General features: G+C 71.9%; 17 protein-coding genes. 2 read left to right on the forward strand and 15 right to left on the reverse strand.

Annotated elements, in window-relative coordinates; translation table 11 throughout:
* Positions 1-6 precede the first annotated feature (6 nt).
* On the reverse strand, positions 7-1,449 hold the full coding sequence (locus MPE_RS00070) for a phenylacetate--CoA ligase family protein (protein ID WP_011827617.1): 1,443 nt from the start codon (positions 1,447-1,449) through the stop codon (positions 7-9).
* 127 nt (positions 1,450-1,576) lie between these two features.
* Between MPE_RS00070 and MPE_RS00075 the strand changes: the two genes are divergently transcribed.
* Together MPE_RS00075 and MPE_RS00080 are read left to right on the forward strand one after the other, a co-directional pair.
* A complete protein-coding gene (locus MPE_RS00075; protein ID WP_011827618.1) occupies positions 1,577-2,419 on the forward strand; it encodes a universal stress protein in 843 nt (280 codons plus the stop codon).
* A gap of 34 nt (positions 2,420-2,453) precedes the next feature.
* A complete protein-coding gene (locus MPE_RS00080) occupies positions 2,454-3,251 on the forward strand; it encodes a formate/nitrite transporter family protein (RefSeq protein WP_011827619.1) in 798 nt (265 codons plus the stop codon).
* On the opposite strand, the gene MPE_RS00085 is transcribed toward MPE_RS00080, so the two are convergent.
* From MPE_RS00085 to MPE_RS22585, 14 genes are all read right to left on the reverse strand, one after another.
* Positions 3,224-4,510: an RNA polymerase sigma factor gene (locus tag MPE_RS00085; RefSeq protein WP_011827620.1), complete on the reverse strand. Its 1,287-nt coding sequence runs from the start codon at positions 4,508-4,510 to the stop codon at positions 3,224-3,226. The genes MPE_RS00080 and MPE_RS00085 overlap by 28 nt on opposite strands.
* Positions 4,511-4,524: 14 nt before the next feature.
* Positions 4,525-4,938, reverse strand: a complete 414-nt coding sequence (locus tag MPE_RS24475) for a VOC family protein (RefSeq protein WP_011827621.1) — start codon at positions 4,936-4,938, stop codon at positions 4,525-4,527.
* Positions 4,939-4,977: 39 nt separating this feature from the next.
* A complete protein-coding gene (locus MPE_RS00095) occupies positions 4,978-5,391 on the reverse strand; it encodes a YciI family protein (protein ID WP_011827622.1) in 414 nt (137 codons plus the stop codon).
* A 130-nt stretch (positions 5,392-5,521) separates the two neighbouring features.
* Positions 5,522-5,884: a YciI family protein gene (locus tag MPE_RS00100; RefSeq protein WP_011827623.1), complete on the reverse strand. Its 363-nt coding sequence runs from the start codon at positions 5,882-5,884 to the stop codon at positions 5,522-5,524.
* A 90-nt stretch (positions 5,885-5,974) separates the two neighbouring features.
* Positions 5,975-7,960, reverse strand: coding sequence for a family 2A encapsulin nanocompartment cargo protein cysteine desulfurase (locus MPE_RS00105; RefSeq protein WP_011827624.1), 1,986 nt, complete (start codon positions 7,958-7,960; stop codon positions 5,975-5,977).
* A gap of 12 nt (positions 7,961-7,972) precedes the next feature.
* Positions 7,973-8,902, reverse strand: coding sequence for a family 2A encapsulin nanocompartment shell protein (locus MPE_RS00110; RefSeq protein WP_011827625.1), 930 nt, complete (start codon positions 8,900-8,902; stop codon positions 7,973-7,975).
* A 126-nt stretch (positions 8,903-9,028) separates the two neighbouring features.
* Positions 9,029-9,274 (reverse strand): helix-turn-helix domain-containing protein, encoded by a 246-nt coding sequence (locus MPE_RS00115; protein ID WP_011827626.1) that lies wholly within the window; start codon positions 9,272-9,274, stop codon positions 9,029-9,031.
* On the reverse strand, positions 9,271-10,239 hold the full coding sequence (gene epsC / locus MPE_RS00120) for a serine O-acetyltransferase EpsC (RefSeq protein ID WP_011827627.1): 969 nt from the start codon (positions 10,237-10,239) through the stop codon (positions 9,271-9,273). Before epsC ends, MPE_RS00115 begins: the two co-directional genes overlap by 4 nt.
* The gene (locus MPE_RS00125) at positions 10,224-10,691 is read right to left on the reverse strand and encodes a rhodanese-like domain-containing protein (RefSeq protein ID WP_011827628.1); all 468 of its coding nucleotides are present in this window, start codon (positions 10,689-10,691) and stop codon (positions 10,224-10,226) included. Before MPE_RS00125 ends, epsC begins: the two co-directional genes overlap by 16 nt.
* A 167-nt stretch (positions 10,692-10,858) precedes the next feature.
* Positions 10,859-12,160 carry an O-acetylhomoserine aminocarboxypropyltransferase/cysteine synthase family protein gene (locus MPE_RS00130; protein WP_011827629.1) on the reverse strand — a complete coding sequence of 434 codons (1,302 nt, stop codon included), beginning with the start codon at positions 12,158-12,160 and terminating at the stop codon, positions 10,859-10,861.
* 111 nt (positions 12,161-12,271) lie between these two features.
* A complete protein-coding gene (locus tag MPE_RS00135) occupies positions 12,272-12,694 on the reverse strand; it encodes a VOC family protein (protein ID WP_011827630.1) in 423 nt (140 codons plus the stop codon).
* An 86-nt stretch (positions 12,695-12,780) separates the two neighbouring features.
* Entirely contained in the window at positions 12,781-13,029 is a 249-nt protein-coding gene (locus tag MPE_RS00140) for a DUF3297 family protein (RefSeq protein WP_011827631.1), read from the reverse strand.
* A gap of 57 nt (positions 13,030-13,086) precedes the next feature.
* Complete coding sequence (locus tag MPE_RS00145) at positions 13,087-13,416, reverse strand: hypothetical protein (protein WP_011827632.1); 330 nt, start codon at positions 13,414-13,416, stop codon at positions 13,087-13,089.
* A gap of 610 nt (positions 13,417-14,026) precedes the next feature.
* A complete protein-coding gene (locus MPE_RS22585) occupies positions 14,027-15,517 on the reverse strand; it encodes a DUF3943 domain-containing protein (RefSeq protein WP_011827633.1) in 1,491 nt (496 codons plus the stop codon).
* Positions 15,518-15,552 lie beyond the last annotated feature (35 nt).

Consider the following 15,552-nt stretch of genomic DNA (forward strand, 5'->3'; position numbering starts at 1 on the left):
GAGGCCTCAGCGCCGAGCGGGCGCGCGTGCCGGGGGCTTGCGACGCACCGGCGCAGCGGGCAGCATCACCACGCGGCGCAGCTTGCCGCTTGCGCGCTGGCGCAGCGGCTCGGCCGCGCTCATCGAGATGCGCGTGCCGCTCACGCCGTGGTGCGCCAGGAAGTCGGCGAGCGCGCGCCGCGATTGCGTGAACGCCGCGCGCGCGTCGCCCACCGAGGCCTCGAAGCGCAGCTCGATCGAATCGCCATCGCTGCCGCACAGCGCCTGGAACTGCGTGACGTGCGCGCCCTCCTCGATCGCGGTCTCCAGCGCCAGCGGCAGGATGGTCACCGGCCGGTGCTGCGCGTCGCGCAACCGCAGCGTGTCGTCGGCGCGGCCCTGCACCTCGATCAGCGGGAAGGCGCTGCCGCAGCTGCAGCGCTCCGCCACGCGGCGCACGCGGTCGCCGAGCTGGTAGCGCAGCAGCGGCTGCGTCAGGTTGGCCAGGTTGGTCAGCAGCGTGCTGTGCGACATCTCGCCCACCGGCAACGGCCGCAGCCGCTCGTCCACCGGCTCCAGCACCAGCCAGTCGTCGTTCAGGTGCAGCTCGCCGTGGGCGCACTCCCACGCGATGGTGAAGAACTCCGAGGCGCCGTAGTTGTTGCGCACCGGGCAGCCGAAGGCGGCCTGGATCTGCTGGCGCTGCTCGGCCGAGAGCTGCTCGCCGCCCGTCCACACCTCCTTCAGGGCCAGCCGCAGCTGTCCGGCCTCCTGCAGCCGGGCCAGCGCGGCGGCGCAGCTCGGGTAGGTGATCAGCACGCTGGGCTGCTGGGCCTGCAGCGCCTGCGCCACGTCGCACAGCGGCTCCAGCACCGAGAGCACGCGGATCTCCGGTGCCAGCGCGGCCGGCACCAGACGGCGCAGCCGTTCCATGCTCACCACGCCGGCGAAGTGGCCGCCGGTGGCACCCACGAAGGCGAAGCGCTGGCGCGCGCCCCAGCTGCCGAGCGAGACCTGGCCGGGCCCGGCGCCGCGCAGCCGCAGCGCGTCGATCGCGTCGTAGGCCGCCAGGCTGCGCGCGTCCTGCACGAACACGCCGGGCTCGCCGCTGGTGCCGGAGCTGGTCCACAGCAGATAGTTGCCGAGCCAGCCGTCGGCGATGCACGCCGGGTCGGCCACGAAGGCCTGTGCGGCGGCGCGGGTGATGCGGCGGTCGGTGGCCCAGTCGTCGAAGTGCGCCATCAGCTCGGCCTTGCTCACCGGCCGGAAGTCGGCGAGCTCGTGCGCTCCGGGGTGGCGCCGGCGGTAGAACGGCGAGCCGCTCAGCGTGGCGTCGATCAGCCGCGCCAGCCGCTGAGCGCGCAGGCGCTGCCCCGCGCCCGCCGGGTCGAGCCCGGCGCACCAGGTCTCGCTCCACGCCTGCATCCACAGCCACGTGTCGAAGGGCGGCGCGGGATGCTGCGCGGTCATGGTGGGGCGACGGGCATGCGGTCGATTATGGGCAGCCACTGCGGGCTCTGGTTGATGGACATCAAGCCGCGCAGGGACATCGTGGCCTACGGTGTCGATCAAGACAGCTGGCATGGGGAGCATGGCGATGAGCAACGACCTGACATCGATCCTGGTTCATCTGGACGACGATGCCGACGGTTGCGCGCGGCGGTTGCACACGGCGCAGCGCCTGGCCGCCGCGCAAGGGGCCCGGCTCGACACGCTGTACGCGGTGACGCCGTCGGTGCTGCAGAACCCGTATGCCTTCACCGTCGAGACCGGCGCAGCCTCGCTGCTGATCGGCGCCGAGGCCGCGCAGCGCGAACGCGCACGCAACGTGTTCGAACAGGCCCGGACCCGAGCCGGCGGCCTGCCCGAGGTGAGCTGGCACGAGGCGCGCGGCGAACCGGTCGGCGCCTTCGTCCGCCGCGGCTGGGCGTCCGACCTGCTGGTGCTGGGTCAGCACGACCCCGACGCGGCCCCGAGCGGCGCACCGCCCGACTTCGCCACCTCGGTGCTGGTCGACAGCGGCAAGCCGGCGCTCGTGCTGCCGTACGTGGACACCGGTGCCGCGGTCGGCGACACCGTGCTCGTGGCGTGGAAGCCCACGCGCGAGTCGGCGCGCGCCGTCACCGCGGCGTTGCCGCTGCTGCGACGGGCACGGCAGGTGCACCTGATCGCTTGGGACGAGGCGGAAGACAGCGATACGCGCACGCCGCTGGAGATCGAAGCCTTCCTGCAGCACCACGACATCACGGCCACGCTGCACCGAGGCGTGCGGCCGAGCGCCGGGCTGGGCGAAATGCTGCTGTCGCAGGCGGCCGATCTGCAGGCCGACCTGCTGGTGATGGGCTGCTACGGTCACGGCCGCGCGCGGGAGTGGGTGCTGGGCGGCGTGACGCGCACCGTGCTGCGCTCGATGACGCTGCCGGTGCTGATGGTGCACTGAGCGTGCGCATCCGCGCGCCCCGTCGGCACCGCGCATGAGCGACCTGTTCGGACTCGACGCCTACGCGCCGAAGGAGATCGCCGCGCGCGTGAGCGAGATCGGCGTCGCCAAGACGCGGCTGCCGCGGCTGACGCTTGCGCTGCTGGGCGTGCTGGCCGGGGCCTACATCGGCCTGGGCGCCATGCTGTCCACGCTGGTGGCGAGCGATGCCACGCTGGGCTTCGCGGTGTCGCGTTTGCTGGGTGGGCTGGTGTTCTCGCTCGGCCTGATGCTGGTGGTGGTGGCCGGTGCCGAACTGTTCACCGGCAACAACCTGCTCGTGATGGCCTGGGCCGGTGGGCGCATCGGCAGCGCCGAGCTGCTGCGCCACTGGGCGCTGGTGGGCGCGGCCAATGCGGTGGGTGCGGCCGGTCTGGCGTTGCTGGTGTGGCTGTCGGGGCACGGTGCGCTGCAGCAGGGCGAGGTGGGCCGCAGCGTGGTCCGCATCGCGACCGCGAAGGCTCAGCTGCCGCTGGCCGAGGCCTTCTTCCGCGGGGTGTTGTGCAACGTGCTGGTCTGCATGGCGGTGTGGATGGCGCTGGCCGGGCGCAGCGTGACCGACAAGCTGCTGGCCATCGCGTTCCCGGTCACCGCCTTCGTCGCCGCCGGCTTCGAGCACTCGATCGCCAACCTCTACTTCTTCCCGCTGGCGCTGCTGCTCGGTGCGCCGCTGGCTGCCGGCGACATCGCGGGCAACCTGCTGGCGGTGATCGCCGGCAATCTGGTCGGCGGTGGCGTGCTGGTCGCGCTGGTCTACTGGGTGATCTACCTGCGGCCGGCATCGCGCGACTGAGCCGCCCGCTCCAGCAGCAGCTCGCGCTCGCGCCCATTGCGCGTCAGCGCCGCGGCGCGCTCGAACTCCGCGCGCGCCTCGTCATGGCGGCCCAGCTTGGCGAGCAGGTCGCCGCGCACGCTCGGCAACCAGGGGTAGCCGGCGAGCGCCGGGCTCGATGCGACCGTGTCGACGATTTCCAGCCCCGCTGTTGGTCCGAAGGCCATGCCGACCGCGACCGCGCGGTTGAGCTCGACCACCGGCGACGGCGCCACCTGGGCCAGCGCGTCGTAGAGCGCCACGATCAGCGGCCAGTCGGTGTCGGCCGCCTTCGCCGCGCGCGCATGGCAGGCCGCGAGCGCCGCCTGCAGCGCATACGGCCCGCGCAGGCCGCCCAGCGCCGTGGCGCGCTCCAGCGCGGCCAGGCCGCGGCGGATCAGCAGCGGGTCCCAGCGCGTGCGATCTTGGTCGAGCAGCAGCACCGGCCGCCCTCGCGCATCGGTGCGGGCCGCGGTGCGCGAGGACTGGATCTCCATCAGCGCCACCAGGCCGTGCACCTCGGGCTCGTCGGGCGCCAGCCCGGCCAGCACGCGGCCCAGGCGCAGCGCTTCGTCGCACAGCGCCGGGCGCATCCAGTCGTCGCCGGCGGTGGCCGAGTAGCCCTCGTTGAAGATCAGGTAGACCACCTCCAGCACCGAGGCCAGGCGCGGCGCGCGTTCCTGCGCCTGCGGCACCTCGAAGGGCACGCGGGCCGCGCTCAGCGTGCGCTTGGCGCGCACGATGCGCTGCGCGATCGTCGCCTCCGGCGCCAGGAAGGCGCGCGCGATCTCGTCGGTGCTCAGCCCGCCCAGCAGGCGCAGTGTGAGGGCCACGCGCGCCTCGGTGCCGAGCACCGGATGGCAGGCGGTGAAGATCAGGCGCAGCAGGTCGTCGCCGATGTCGTCCTGGCGTGCCGCGTCGAGCGCGTCCACGAAGTCCGGCACCACGCCCGCCTGCAGCGCGTCGAGGTCGGCGCCGAGCTCCTGCTGCTTGCGCGCGTGCAGCGCGTCCTGCCGCAGCCGGTCGAGCGCGCGGTGCTTGGCGGTGGTCATCAGCCAGGCCCCGGGCTTGTCGGGCAGGCCGTCGACGGGCCAGTGCTCGAGCGCGGCGACCAGCGCATCCTGCGCCAGCTCCTCGGCCACGCCGACGTCGCGCACCATGCGCGCGACCACGGCGACGATCTTCGCCGATTCGATGCGCCAGACGGCATCGATCGCGCGCTGCGTGTCGGTCGTCGCCACTGGCCGCGTGCGGTTCAGGCCGCGCCGGCGGCCGAGGGATCGCCGCTCATGTGCACCAGCTCCCAGATGTGGCCGTCGAGGTCCTCGTAGCCGTGACCGTACATGAAGCCGTGGTCCTGCGGTGCGCGCGGCACCGCGGCGCCCGCCGCCACGGCCTTCGCGACCAGCGCGTCCACCTCGGCGCGGCTCTCGCACGACAGGCAGACCAGCACCTCGGTGGTCTGCTTGGCATCGGCGATCGGCTTGTCGGTGAAGCCCTTGAAGAAGGGCTCGGTGAGCAGCATCGCGTAGAGGTTCGGCGCCAGCACCAGGCAGGCGGCGAGGTCGTTGGTGAAGTTCGCATCGAAGCCGTAACCCAGGGCCTTGAAGAAGGCCATCGAGCGCGGCAGGTCCTTGACGGGCAGGTTGACGAAGATCTGTGAGTGCATGGCGAGTCCTTTCGGGAGATCGGTCGGAGAGAAGGCGCCTCAGCCCTGCGGCGCCTGCAGTTCGCGGAAGCGCTCCAGCGCTGCGCCGGGCGGGAGCTCGTCGAGCTCGTAGAGCTGCCGCACCTCCACCTCGCCATCGGCCAGCGCGCCCATCGGCGCCGGGAAGCGGCGCGCCCACTCCATCGCCTCCTCGCGCGAACGGGTCTGGATCAGCGTGTAGCCGGCGATCAGCTCCTTGCTCTCGGCGAACGGTCCGTCGGTCACCGTGCGCCGGCCGCCGGCGTAGCGGATGCGCCATCCGGCGCGGCTGGGCTGCAGGCCGGCGGCGTCGAGCAGCACGCCGGCCTGCGCCAGCGCCTCGTGGTAGGCCACCATCGCGGCCATCAGGCTGTCGTCGGGCATCACGCCCGCCTCGGTGTCGGACGTGGCCTTCACCATGATCATGAATCGCATCGCAGTTCTCCCGGTCGTGACGGTGAGCGCCTTTCGCGGGCTCTCGGGGGTACGACGAACGACGACGGGCCGGATCGACAGCGGCCGCGGCGGGATTTGCTGAAACGGGTGAAAGGGCGCGGGTGAGGGTTCAGATCGCCGACTCGAAGCACGGCCCGACCTGCCGCACCTCCACCGTGCACCACTCGGCCGCCGGGCAGGCGGCGGCGATCGCCAGCGCCTCGTCGCGCGTGGCCACGTTCAGCAGGAAGTAGCCGCCGACCATTTCCTTGGCCTCGGCGAACGGGCCGTCGATGAGCTGAGGGCGGCCGTCACGCACCTGCAGCCGCACGGCCTCGCGGGTGGAGGCCAGCGAGTTGCTGCCTTCCAGCACCCCGCGCGCCTGCAGCCCGGCGCCGAACTGCAGCATGCGTTCATAGGCTTCCTTGCCGGCCTCGACACCGCGCTCGCGGCGCTGGCCGGTCGGTTCGACGATCAGCAGCATGTAGGACATCTCGGCTCCCGGTCACCGGCTCGCGCGCCCGAGGGGGTGCGACGGCGTGACCCGGAGCCGATTCTGCGTCGGCCGGGAAAAGCCCGACCGTCAGCGTGCCGGCACGCGCCGCGCGCCGCTCAGCCGGCGCACCACCGCGATGAAGCGGTCCACTTCCTCGCAGGTGTTGTAGAACGCCAGCGAGGGCCGCACCGTGGCCTCGAGTCCGAAGCGGCGCAGGATGGGCTGGGCGCAGTGGTGGCCGGTGCGCACCGCGATGCCTTCCTCGTTGAGCGCCTTGCCCACCTCGTCGGTCGTGTAGCCGTCGAGCACGAAGGACAGCACGCTGGCCTTGTCGCGCGCGGTGCCCACCAGCCGTACGCCGGCGATCGGGCGCAGCGCGTGCGTCGCGTAGTCGAGCAGGTCGTGCTCGTAGCGCGCGATGTTCTCGATGCCCACGCGCTCCACGTAGTCGAGCGCCGCGCCCAGGCCCACCGCGTCGGCGATGTTGCCGGTGCCGGCCTCGAAGCGCGTCGGCGGCCCGTGGTAGACCGTCTTCTCGAAAGTCACGTCGGCGATCATGTTGCCGCCGCCCTGCCACGGGGGCATGTCCTCGAGCACCTCGCGCTTGCCGTAGACCACGCCGATGCCGGTGGGACCGAAGATCTTGTGGCCGGAGAACACGAAGAAGTCGGCGTCGAGCGCCTGCACGTTCACCCGCAGGTGCGAGACCGACTGCGCGCCGTCGACCAGCGCCTTCGCGCCGGCGCGGTGCGCCAGCTCGACGATCTCCTTCACCGGCACCACGGTGCCCAGCGCGTTGGACACCTGCGTCACCGAGACGATCTTCGTGCGGTCGTTCAGCAGCTTGCGGTATTCGTCGAGCCGCACCTGGCCGCTGTCGTCGACCGGGATCACGCGCAGCTTCGCGCCCTTCTCGGCGGCGAGCTGCTGCCACGGCACGATGTTGGCGTGGTGCTCGAGGTGCGAGACCACGATCTCGTCGCCGGCACCGATGTTCTGCGCGCCCCAGCTCTTGGCCACCAGGTTGATGGCCTCGGTGGTGCCGCGCACGAACACGATCTCTTCCACCGAGCTCGCGCCGATGAAGCGCCGCACCGTCTCGCGCGCGCCTTCGTAGGCGTCGGTAGCGCGCGCCGCCAGCTCGTGCGCGGCGCGGTGGATGTTGGAGTTCTCGTGCGCGTAGAAATGGGCGATGCGGTCGATCACCGACTGCGGCTTGTGCGTCGTCGCGGCGTTGTCGAACCACACGAGCGGGCGACCGTTGACGCGCTCCTGCAGGATCGGGAAGTCGCGCCGGATCGCGTGCACGTCGAACGGCGGATGGGCCGAGGCCGCCGCGTTCGGCACGGCGCCCGCGTGGCTGCCGTGCGGCCCGGGATGGCGCTGCGCGTCGAGGAAGTAGAAGGCGCCGGGCGACGCCGCGGGGGCGCTGCCGGACGACGGCGCGTCGCTGCGCAGCAGCGAGCGCAGGTCGGCCTCCTGCGGTAGCCCGGTCGGTGCACTGCCGAGCGGCGCGATGCGCGCCTCGCTCGCGCCCGGTCCGGACGTGGCGTGCGACAGGAAGTAGTAGGGCGATGGCGTGTCGGTTGCCGCGGGTGCGCCGCCGGCCGACGGGTGCGACGGCAGCCCGACCAGCGGCGATGCGGCCGGCACGACCTGCGGCACGCCGAGGGCGTGGCTGCCGAGGCGGCCATCGAGCGTCGGCGGGAGGGTGGCCACGTGCTCGGGCAGCCCGTTCGGCGCGGCCGCATGCGGCACCAGCGCCGGGGCCGACGCACCGTGCGCCGCGGCGTGCTGGGGCGAGCTGGGCACGAGGTTGGCGCCGGGCGCCGCGGCCCCGAGCGGCAGCACGTTGGGCGTGGCCGGACCGCCGGTCAGCACACCGGGCAGCGACAGGCCGGGCGGGGTGGGCTGTGCCGGCACCGGCACGCCGCCGTGGGCGCCGCCGTCGCCGGGCAGCGCGGCGAAGAATTCGCCCGCCAGACGCGCGAGCGTGGCGGGATCGGGCAGGCCGGGCGGCAACGCGGGCTGCGCCGCCGCGACCGGGCCGCTCAGGGCATCGGACGTGGACATCGCGGCGCCTGCTTACTTGTAGGTGTCCGGATAGTCGTGGTACTTGCCGATCTCCACGTCCTCCAGCACAGCCAGCGCGTCGGGCGTCTGCACCGCCAGCGAGCAGTACAGCGAGATCAGGTAGGACGCGATCGCGTTGCGGTTGATCCCCATGAAGCGCACCGACAGCCCCGGGCTCTGCTCGCCCGCGAGGCCCGGCTGGTACAGGCCGACCACGCCCTGGCGCTTGTCGCCCACGCGCAGCAGCAGGATCTTGGTCTTGCCGTCGGCGATCGGCAGCTTGTCGCTCGGGATCAGCGGCACACCGCGCCACGTGAGGAACTGCGAGCCGAACAGGCTCACGGTCGGCGGCGGCACACCGCGGCGCGTGCACTCGCGGCCGAAAGCGGCGATGGCGAGCGGGTGGGTCAGGAAGAAGGCCGGCTCCTTCCACACCTTGGTCAGCAGCTCGTCGAGGTCGTCCGGTGTCGGAGCGCCGGTCAGCGGGAACACGCGCTGCTCGTCGGCCACGCTCGCCAGCAGGCCGTAGTCGGGGTTGTTGATCAGCTCGCTTTCCTGGCGCTCCTTGATCGTCTCGATGGTGAGGCGCAGCTGCTCCTTGATCTGGTCGTGCGGGCTGCTGTAGAGGTCGGACACGCGGGTGTGCACGTCCAGCACGGTGCTGACGGCATTGAGGAAGTACTCGCGCGGCTGCTGTTCGTAGTCGACGAAGGTGGTCGGCAGCTCGGCCTCGTCGCGCTGGGTGCAGGCGACCAGCACGTCCTGCGGGTTCTTGACCTGGTTGAGCCGGTAGATGCCCGCCTCCACGGGGATCCACTGCAGCAGGTGCGTCAGCCAGCGCGGGCTGATGGTCGAGAGCTGCGGGGTGGTCTTGGTGGCGTTGGCCAGCTGCCGCGCCGCGTTGTCACCGAGGGCCAGCTGGGCCGGCTGGTTCTTTGCCATGGAGGAACTCCTGATCGAACGAACGAATTGGTAATAAGAAAATGCGCCGAACGAATATCGCCGCGTTGCGGCGCAACATCAACCGGCTATAGCCACCAAGGCCGCCACGTCAGGGACCTTCCGCGACTAGCCGGCGGCGCCTTCGGCCTGCGGCTCCTGCTCGCAGCGCGCCAGCAGGCTGGACAGCCGCACGTCGAGCGCCGTGGCCAGCTTGCTCATCGTCGCGAGCGAGGGCACCGCGTCGCCACGCTCGACCTCGCCGAGGTAGCTGCGGTTGATCTCCGCGCGATGCGCCAGCAGCTCCTGCGACCAGCGCCGCTGCTCACGGTGCTGCCGCACGACGCGACCGAAATGGGCGCTCAGCGAGCTCATGCGCGGCCCTCGCTCGACACTTCGTTATGCGCGTTGGCCTGGGTCACGTTGCTGCCCGGCGGCACGCTGCGCGTCAGCCACACGTTGCCGCCGATCGTGGAGCCGCGGCCGATGGTGATGCGGCCGAGGATCGTGGCGCCGGCGTAGACCACCACGTCGTCCTCGACGATCGGGTGGCGCGGCAGGCCCTTCTGCAGGTCGCCCTTCTCGTCGGTCGGGAAGCGCTTGGCGCCCAGCGTCACCGCCTGGTAGACGCGCACCCTCTCGCCGATCACCGCGGTCTCGCCGATCACGACGCCGGTGCCGTGGTCGATGAAGAAGCCCGGACCGATCTCGGCGCCGGGGTGGATGTCGATGCCGGTCTTGCCGTGCGCCAGCTCGGCGACGATGCGCGCCAGCAGCGGCACGCCCAGCCGGTACAGCCGGTGTGCGATGCGGTGGTGGATCATCGCTTCGATGCCGGGGTAGCACAGCAACACCTCGTCGACGCTGCGCGCCGCCGGGTCGCCGCGGAACGAGGCCTGCACGTCGCTGTCGAGCAGGCTGCGGATCTGCGGCAGCGCGGCAGCGAACGCGCGCACCTTGGCGAGCGCCTGCGCGTAGCTGTCGAGGTCGGGACGACCGTGCTGGCGAGCGTCGTGGCGCAGCTCCAGCCGCAGCTGGCCGAGCAGTGCGTTGAGCACCGTGTCGAGCGTGTGGCCGACGTAGTAGTCCTCGCTCTCCTGGCGCAGATCGGGCGGGCCCAGGCGCATCGGGAACAGCGCGCCGCGCAGGCCCTGCACGATCTCTTCCAGCGCTTCGCGCGACGGCAGCTCGCGGCCACCGGGCTCGCGCGGGCGCTGTTGCCCGGCGCGCCAGCGCTCGCGCGCGGCGCGCAGTTGCGCGACCACGCTGCCCAGGTCGAAGCTCGGTGCGGCGTCGATCGGCAGCACGCCCGCTGCGGTGCCGCTCAATCCTGCACCCATGGCAGGCCGTGGTGGCGCCAGCCGTCGGCATGGCCGCGCTGCTGCGCGGCGTCGAGTTCGCCCTCGAAGCCTTCGAGCACGTTGTAGGCCTGCGTGAAGCCGGCCTTGGCCGCGGCTTCCGCCGCCAGCGCCGAGCGCTTGCCGCTGCGGCACAGCAGCAGCACGACCTGGTCCTTTCCGACCTTGGCCTCGAGTTCGCGCACGAAGCGCGGGTTGCGCGTCAGTGAGGTGCCGGTGGCCCAGGCCACGTGCACGCTGTCGGGCACGTGGCCGACGAACTTGCGCTCCTCGGCGGAGCGCACGTCCACCAGCACCGCGTGGCCCTGCTGCACCAGGGCCCAGGCGTCGCGCGGTGTCACCCCGCCGGCATGGGACAGCGCGCTCGCCTCGGCCTCGCGGCGGGCGGCGACGAGAACGGACAGCTCCGGGGGCGTGTCGAGGACAGCAGACATGGCGCGGGATCGACGTTCCGCCGCCTCGCGGGCGGCCGGTCGATCGGGTGGTTATAGACAGCCGCCAGCGTAGGGAGCTGGCGGCCGAACCGGAACCAATCTCTGCGCGCTTGCTTATGCAGGAAGCAAGGATGCGCCGCCGTCCACGCCGGCGCGACCGCGGGCCGCTACACGCCGGCCAGCGCCTGCTCCAGGTCGGCCAGCAGGTCGTCGATGTGCTCGATGCCCAGCGACAGCCGCACCGTGTCCTCGCCGACGCCGGCCTTCAACAGCTCTTCGGGCGAGAGTTGCCGGTGGGTGGTCGAGGCCGGGTGAGTGGCCAACGATTTCGCGTCGCCGATGTTCACGAGCCGCGTGAACAAGCCCAGCGCGTCGAGGAAGCGCGCGCCGGCCTCGCGGCCACCGCCGGCCGGGCTCTTGATGCCGAAGGTCAGCAGCCCCGAAGCCTTGCCCGACAGGTACTTCTGCACCAGCGCGTGGTCGGGGTGGTCCTCGAGCCCGGCGTAGTTGACCCAGCCCACCTTGGCGTGGCGCTGCAGGTACTTCGCCACCGCCAGCGCGTTGCTGCAGATGCGGTCCATGCGCAGCGCCAGCGTCTCGATGCCCTGCAGGATCAGGAACGCGTTGAACGGCGAGATCGCCGCGCCGGTGTTGCGCAGCGGCACCACGCGCGCGCGGCCGATGTAGGCCGCCGGGCCCAGCGCGTCGGTGTAGACCACGCCGTGGTAGCTGACGTCGGGCTCGTTCAGGCGCTTGAAGCGTTCCTTGTGCTGTGCCCACGGGAACTTGCCCGAGTCGACGATCGCGCCGCCCACGCTGTTGCCGTGGCCGCCCAGGTACTTGGTGAGCGAGTGCACCACGATGTCGGCGCCGTGCTCGAAGGGCCGGCTCAGGTAGGGCGAGGGCACGGTGTTGTCCACGATCAGCGGCACGCCGTGGCGGTGCGCCACCTCGGCGATCTTCGCGATGTCGGTGATGTTGCCCTGCGGGTTGCCGAGCGATTCCACGAACACCGCCTTGGTCTTTCCGTCGATCAGCGGCTCGAACGAGGCCGGGTCGCGGTAGTCGGCGAAGCGCGTGGCGATGCCGTATTGCGGCAGCGTGTGCGCCAGCAGGTTGTAGGTGCCGCCGTACAGCGCGCTGGAGGCCACGATGTTGTCGCCGGCCTCGGCGATGGTCAGGATGGCATACGTGACCGCGGCCTGGCCGGAGGCCAGCGCCAGCGCGGCGATGCCGCCCTCGAGCGCCGCGACGCGCTGCTCCAGCACGTCCTGCGTCGGATTCATGATCCGCGTGTAGATGTTGCCCGGCACCTTCAGGTCGAACAGGTCGGCGCCGTGCTGCGCGCTGTCGAACGCGTAGGCCACGGTCTGGTAGATCGGCACCGCGACCGCCTTGGTGGTCGGGTCGGGCTTGTAGCCGCCGTGCACGGCCAGGGTTTCGAACTTCAACGGCGGGCGGTCGCTCATCGGGCGGCTCCAGGGGGTGGCGGGAGCCGGCAGCCTAGGCGCTCGGAGGCGGATTGGGAACTATGGTTATCGCATAGCGACACCGCCCCGGAGCCCGCGCCGTGCCGGGGCTCAGAACGGCAGCAGCTCGCCGTTGACGATCCACGGCGTGCCGAACCTGTCGATCAGCATGCCCCAGCGGCGCGCCCAGAACGCGGGCTGCATCGGCATCGTGACCTGGCCGCCGTCGGCCAGCGCCGCGAACACGGCCTCGGCCTCGTCGACGCTCGGGTAGTCCACGGCGATCGACACGCCCTTGATGCCCTCGAAGGGCTGGTCGGCCGGGCAGTCGCCGGCATAGAGCATGCCGCCGCCGGGCAGCACCAGGCGGGCATGCAGGATGCGGTGCAGGAACTGCTTGGGCATCTGCTCGGCCATCGGCGAGTCCGCGCCGCTCATCAGCACTTCGAGCTTGCCGTTCAGCGCGCGCTCGTAGAAGCGCATGGCGTCGGCGCAGTTGCCGTTGAATCCGAGGTAGGCGATGGCTTGGGTCATGTCGGGGCTCCTGGGAAGGAAGGTCGGTGGCAGGCTTGCACGACCACGACGAACGGGCGGCCCCGGAATCGACAGCCCCGCGGGTTTCAGCGGTAGAAGGCCTCCACCTTGCCCTTGAGCTTGATCATCAGCGGCTTGCCCTTGCGGTCCAGCGTGCGGCCGGCCGGCACCTTGACCCAGCCTTCGCTGATGCAGTATTCCTCGACGTCGAAGCGCTCCTTGTCGTTGAGGCGGATGCCGATCTCATGCTCGAACACGGCCGCCACGTGGTGCGGGCTGGACGGGTCGACGGACAGCCGGTCGGGCAGGGCGGGCGTGGCGGGGGCTTCGGTCATGACGGCCTCGGAGGGTGGCAACAGAGAGTCCTCGATTGTCGAGGACCCGGGCCGGCCCTAGCCGACGCTGAGGCTGCAGTCGCAGCCGCGCCCGGCGGAGATCGAGCGCCGGGCCCAGCGCCCGAGCGCCGGGGCGAGCCAGCGCGCGGCCTTCGGCAGGAAGCGGGCCGGCTGCTCGACCAGCCCGCAGCGGTAGAGCCCGCCGCCGACATCGCCGTCACCGGCCTCACGCCACAGCAGTGCGGCGCAGGCGCCCTGCGTGCGGCGGCTCACCAGCACGCCGGCCGGGCAGGGCTCGCTGGCACAACAGACGCCGCAGCCGTTGCAGGGCTGGCCGGCGGCCGGCTTCGGGGGCGCATCGATGTGGAGCTGGATGACCGCGTGCATGCGCCGATGGTCGCCGCGATCGCGGCGCGGCGATGGCCGGAACAGCGCGGTGGGTCGGGGTCATTCATGGCCGGGCGGTTGGCGATGCTGCTGCCGAAGCAGTTTGCGCATAGGGCTCGACTGCGGCGCGTTGGCCGTTGGTTGAGGTCCGCAGATGTCTGCGTTCGCTCCGCGCGCGCGTTGTCGCGGCAGGCGCTGCCCGCTGGGGGCTCCTGCTGGGGCGGTCGGCCTGGCAGGCCGACTGCACTGCGATGCTCGCGCCAGGGTCGCGCCGCAGAACTCACTGCGCGCCCTGCGGTCGCTCCGTTCAGACAACCGCGGCAAGTCAGACCACGAAGCGCGCTGGCGCGCGCCGACCCTGGCGCTGCGCTTCTCGTCGCCCCAGATATCGCCCCCAGCGGACAGCGCCTGCCGCGACCACCACCGGTGTTGGCGTGCGTGGGAAACACTCGCAGTGGTTCAGCAAAGGCGGGCTTGGGCAAGCGGCGGTGCGCCTCCGCGGCGCCGAGCGCCGAGGCGAAGCACCGCCGCCTGTCCGGGCGCGCCTTTGCCGCACCGACCGCCGCCACGAAGAGCTCCGGAAGACCGCCCGAGCCGAGAGAACCCGCCCTCAGTGCACGGCCGGCTCCCGCCACTCCACCGCCCCGAAGCCATCGGCGCCGAGCAGCGTGTAGTAGATCCCCACCGTGCCCAGCGTCTGGGAGCGGTCGCCGGCGCCCGGGTAGTTGGCGTCGCGGTGCGACCAGACGTACTTCACGCCCACGGCGTGCCGCTTGTGGAGGCGCCAGTTGAAGGCGGTGTCGACGCGGGTGATGTCGTCGCGCCCGGCGGCGCGGTTGGCGATGCTGCCGAGAAAATACTTCTGCGCCTGCAGGTCGACCGAGGCGCGGTCGCCGGCGATCAGCCGCAGCGCGAGGCTCAGGCGCGGCGCCACGCCGTAGTGGTAGTCGCGGTCTTCGGTGGTGCGGCGCAGCGTGCTGGCGGCCGAGTAGCCCAGGCCGGCGAGCACCGTGCCCTGCAGCGCCAGCCGCTCGGAGGCCCACCACTGCCCGGTCGTGCCGAGCGACAGTGCGGTGGTCGAGAGGTTGAAGATCTGCGGTGCCAGGTAGTCGTAGCTGCCGTACAGGCCCCACAGGCCGCGGACGGTGTCGCCGATCGCGTAGTCGGTGCCGAACAGCAGGCCGCGGGTGGCCAGCGTCTCCACGCCGTTGGCGGTGGAGGCGGCGGCATGGAAACTGAAGTAGTCGAACGGGCGGCGGTAGGTGTAGCCGTCCTTGCCCGGCAGGCCGTAGTCGAGCGCGAAATCGATCACCGCTTCGTCGCGCTCCAGGTCGCGCGACGTGCCCAGGTTGTCCTGCGCCGCGCGGGCGACGCCGAGGCGCAGCCGGCTGTAGTAGACCGGATCGTTGTCGACGAAGGCGCCGTCGAAGCGGGAGCCGAAGGTGAGGCGCGTGAAGCCCAGCGAGGGCGAGATGCCGGCAGCGATCGCCTCGCGCCAGGGGCGCGACAGACCGCCCGGGCCGTTGAGCACCAGGTGCGCCATGCGGAACAGCGGCTCACCGAGAAAGCTGCCGGCGATGCCGCTGGCGATCTGGTCGTTGTACGACGGCGGCGTCTGCTCGCCGAAGATCTCCCAGCCCACGCTGCCGGCGAAGGTGTAGCCGGCCGCTTCCCAGTAGCTCAGGCCGCTCGCGCGGGCGGCCCCGTGGTACAGCGAGCCCTGGTAGGGGTGGGCGAACTGGTTGATGTCGAACGGGTCGTTGTCGACCACCCAGGGCCCGCGCAGGTTGCGGCGTATGGAGGCGCGGCTGACGTCGTAGTCGGACGTGCCGCTGAAGCGCCGGTTGTAGCGGTTCAGCAGAAAGTCGAAGCCGATGATCTGCAGCGCCGGGATGACGTAGCTCTTGTCGGGGGTGGCGGTGGCACTGGCGGCAGGTTCCGGCGCCGGCGGTTCGTTCGCGCGATCGCGCAGTTCCGTCCCGATCGCGCCCGGCGTGTCCGGTGCGCCGAAGGACGGCGCGGCGAGAAGGAGGCCGAGCGCGGCGATCACGCACGGCCAGGTTCTGGGCAGCCGTGTGCGAAGGAGAGGGACCAGGGGCATGGGCGCATGCTCTCCGACGCCCGCCGCACGGTCTG

It is taken from the genome of Methylibium petroleiphilum PM1 (assembly GCF_000015725.1).
GTDB classification, from domain to species: Bacteria; Pseudomonadota; Gammaproteobacteria; order Burkholderiales; family Burkholderiaceae_C; genus Methylibium; species Methylibium petroleiphilum.

Coding starts and splice junctions, on each gene's coding strand:
- MPE_RS00145 (WP_011827632.1), bottom strand. CDS start 13,416: ATGCACGCGGTCATCCAGCTCCACATCGATGCGCCCCCGAAGCCGGCC.
- MPE_RS00075 (WP_011827618.1), top strand. CDS start 1,577: ATGAGCAACGACCTGACATCGATCCTGGTTCATCTGGACGACGATGCC.
- MPE_RS00095 (WP_011827622.1), bottom strand. CDS start 5,391: ATGCGATTCATGATCATGGTGAAGGCCACGTCCGACACCGAGGCGGGC.
- MPE_RS00070 (WP_011827617.1), bottom strand. CDS start 1,449: ATGACCGCGCAGCATCCCGCGCCGCCCTTCGACACGTGGCTGTGGATG.
- MPE_RS00105 (WP_011827624.1), bottom strand. CDS start 7,960: ATGTCCACGTCCGATGCCCTGAGCGGCCCGGTCGCGGCGGCGCAGCCC.
- MPE_RS00110 (WP_011827625.1), bottom strand. CDS start 8,902: ATGGCAAAGAACCAGCCGGCCCAGCTGGCCCTCGGTGACAACGCGGCG.
- MPE_RS00115 (WP_011827626.1), bottom strand. CDS start 9,274: ATGAGCTCGCTGAGCGCCCATTTCGGTCGCGTCGTGCGGCAGCACCGT.
- MPE_RS00100 (WP_011827623.1), bottom strand. CDS start 5,884: ATGTCCTACATGCTGCTGATCGTCGAACCGACCGGCCAGCGCCGCGAG.
- MPE_RS00125 (WP_011827628.1), bottom strand. CDS start 10,691: ATGTCTGCTGTCCTCGACACGCCCCCGGAGCTGTCCGTTCTCGTCGCC.
- epsC (WP_011827627.1), bottom strand. CDS start 10,239: ATGGGTGCAGGATTGAGCGGCACCGCAGCGGGCGTGCTGCCGATCGAC.
- MPE_RS00135 (WP_011827630.1), bottom strand. CDS start 12,694: ATGACCCAAGCCATCGCCTACCTCGGATTCAACGGCAACTGCGCCGAC.
- MPE_RS00140 (WP_011827631.1), bottom strand. CDS start 13,029: ATGACCGAAGCCCCCGCCACGCCCGCCCTGCCCGACCGGCTGTCCGTC.
- MPE_RS22585 (WP_011827633.1), bottom strand. CDS start 15,517: ATGCCCCTGGTCCCTCTCCTTCGCACACGGCTGCCCAGAACCTGGCCG.
- MPE_RS00130 (WP_011827629.1), bottom strand. CDS start 12,160: ATGAGCGACCGCCCGCCGTTGAAGTTCGAAACCCTGGCCGTGCACGGC.
- MPE_RS00080 (WP_011827619.1), top strand. CDS start 2,454: ATGAGCGACCTGTTCGGACTCGACGCCTACGCGCCGAAGGAGATCGCC.
- MPE_RS24475 (WP_011827621.1), bottom strand. CDS start 4,938: ATGCACTCACAGATCTTCGTCAACCTGCCCGTCAAGGACCTGCCGCGC.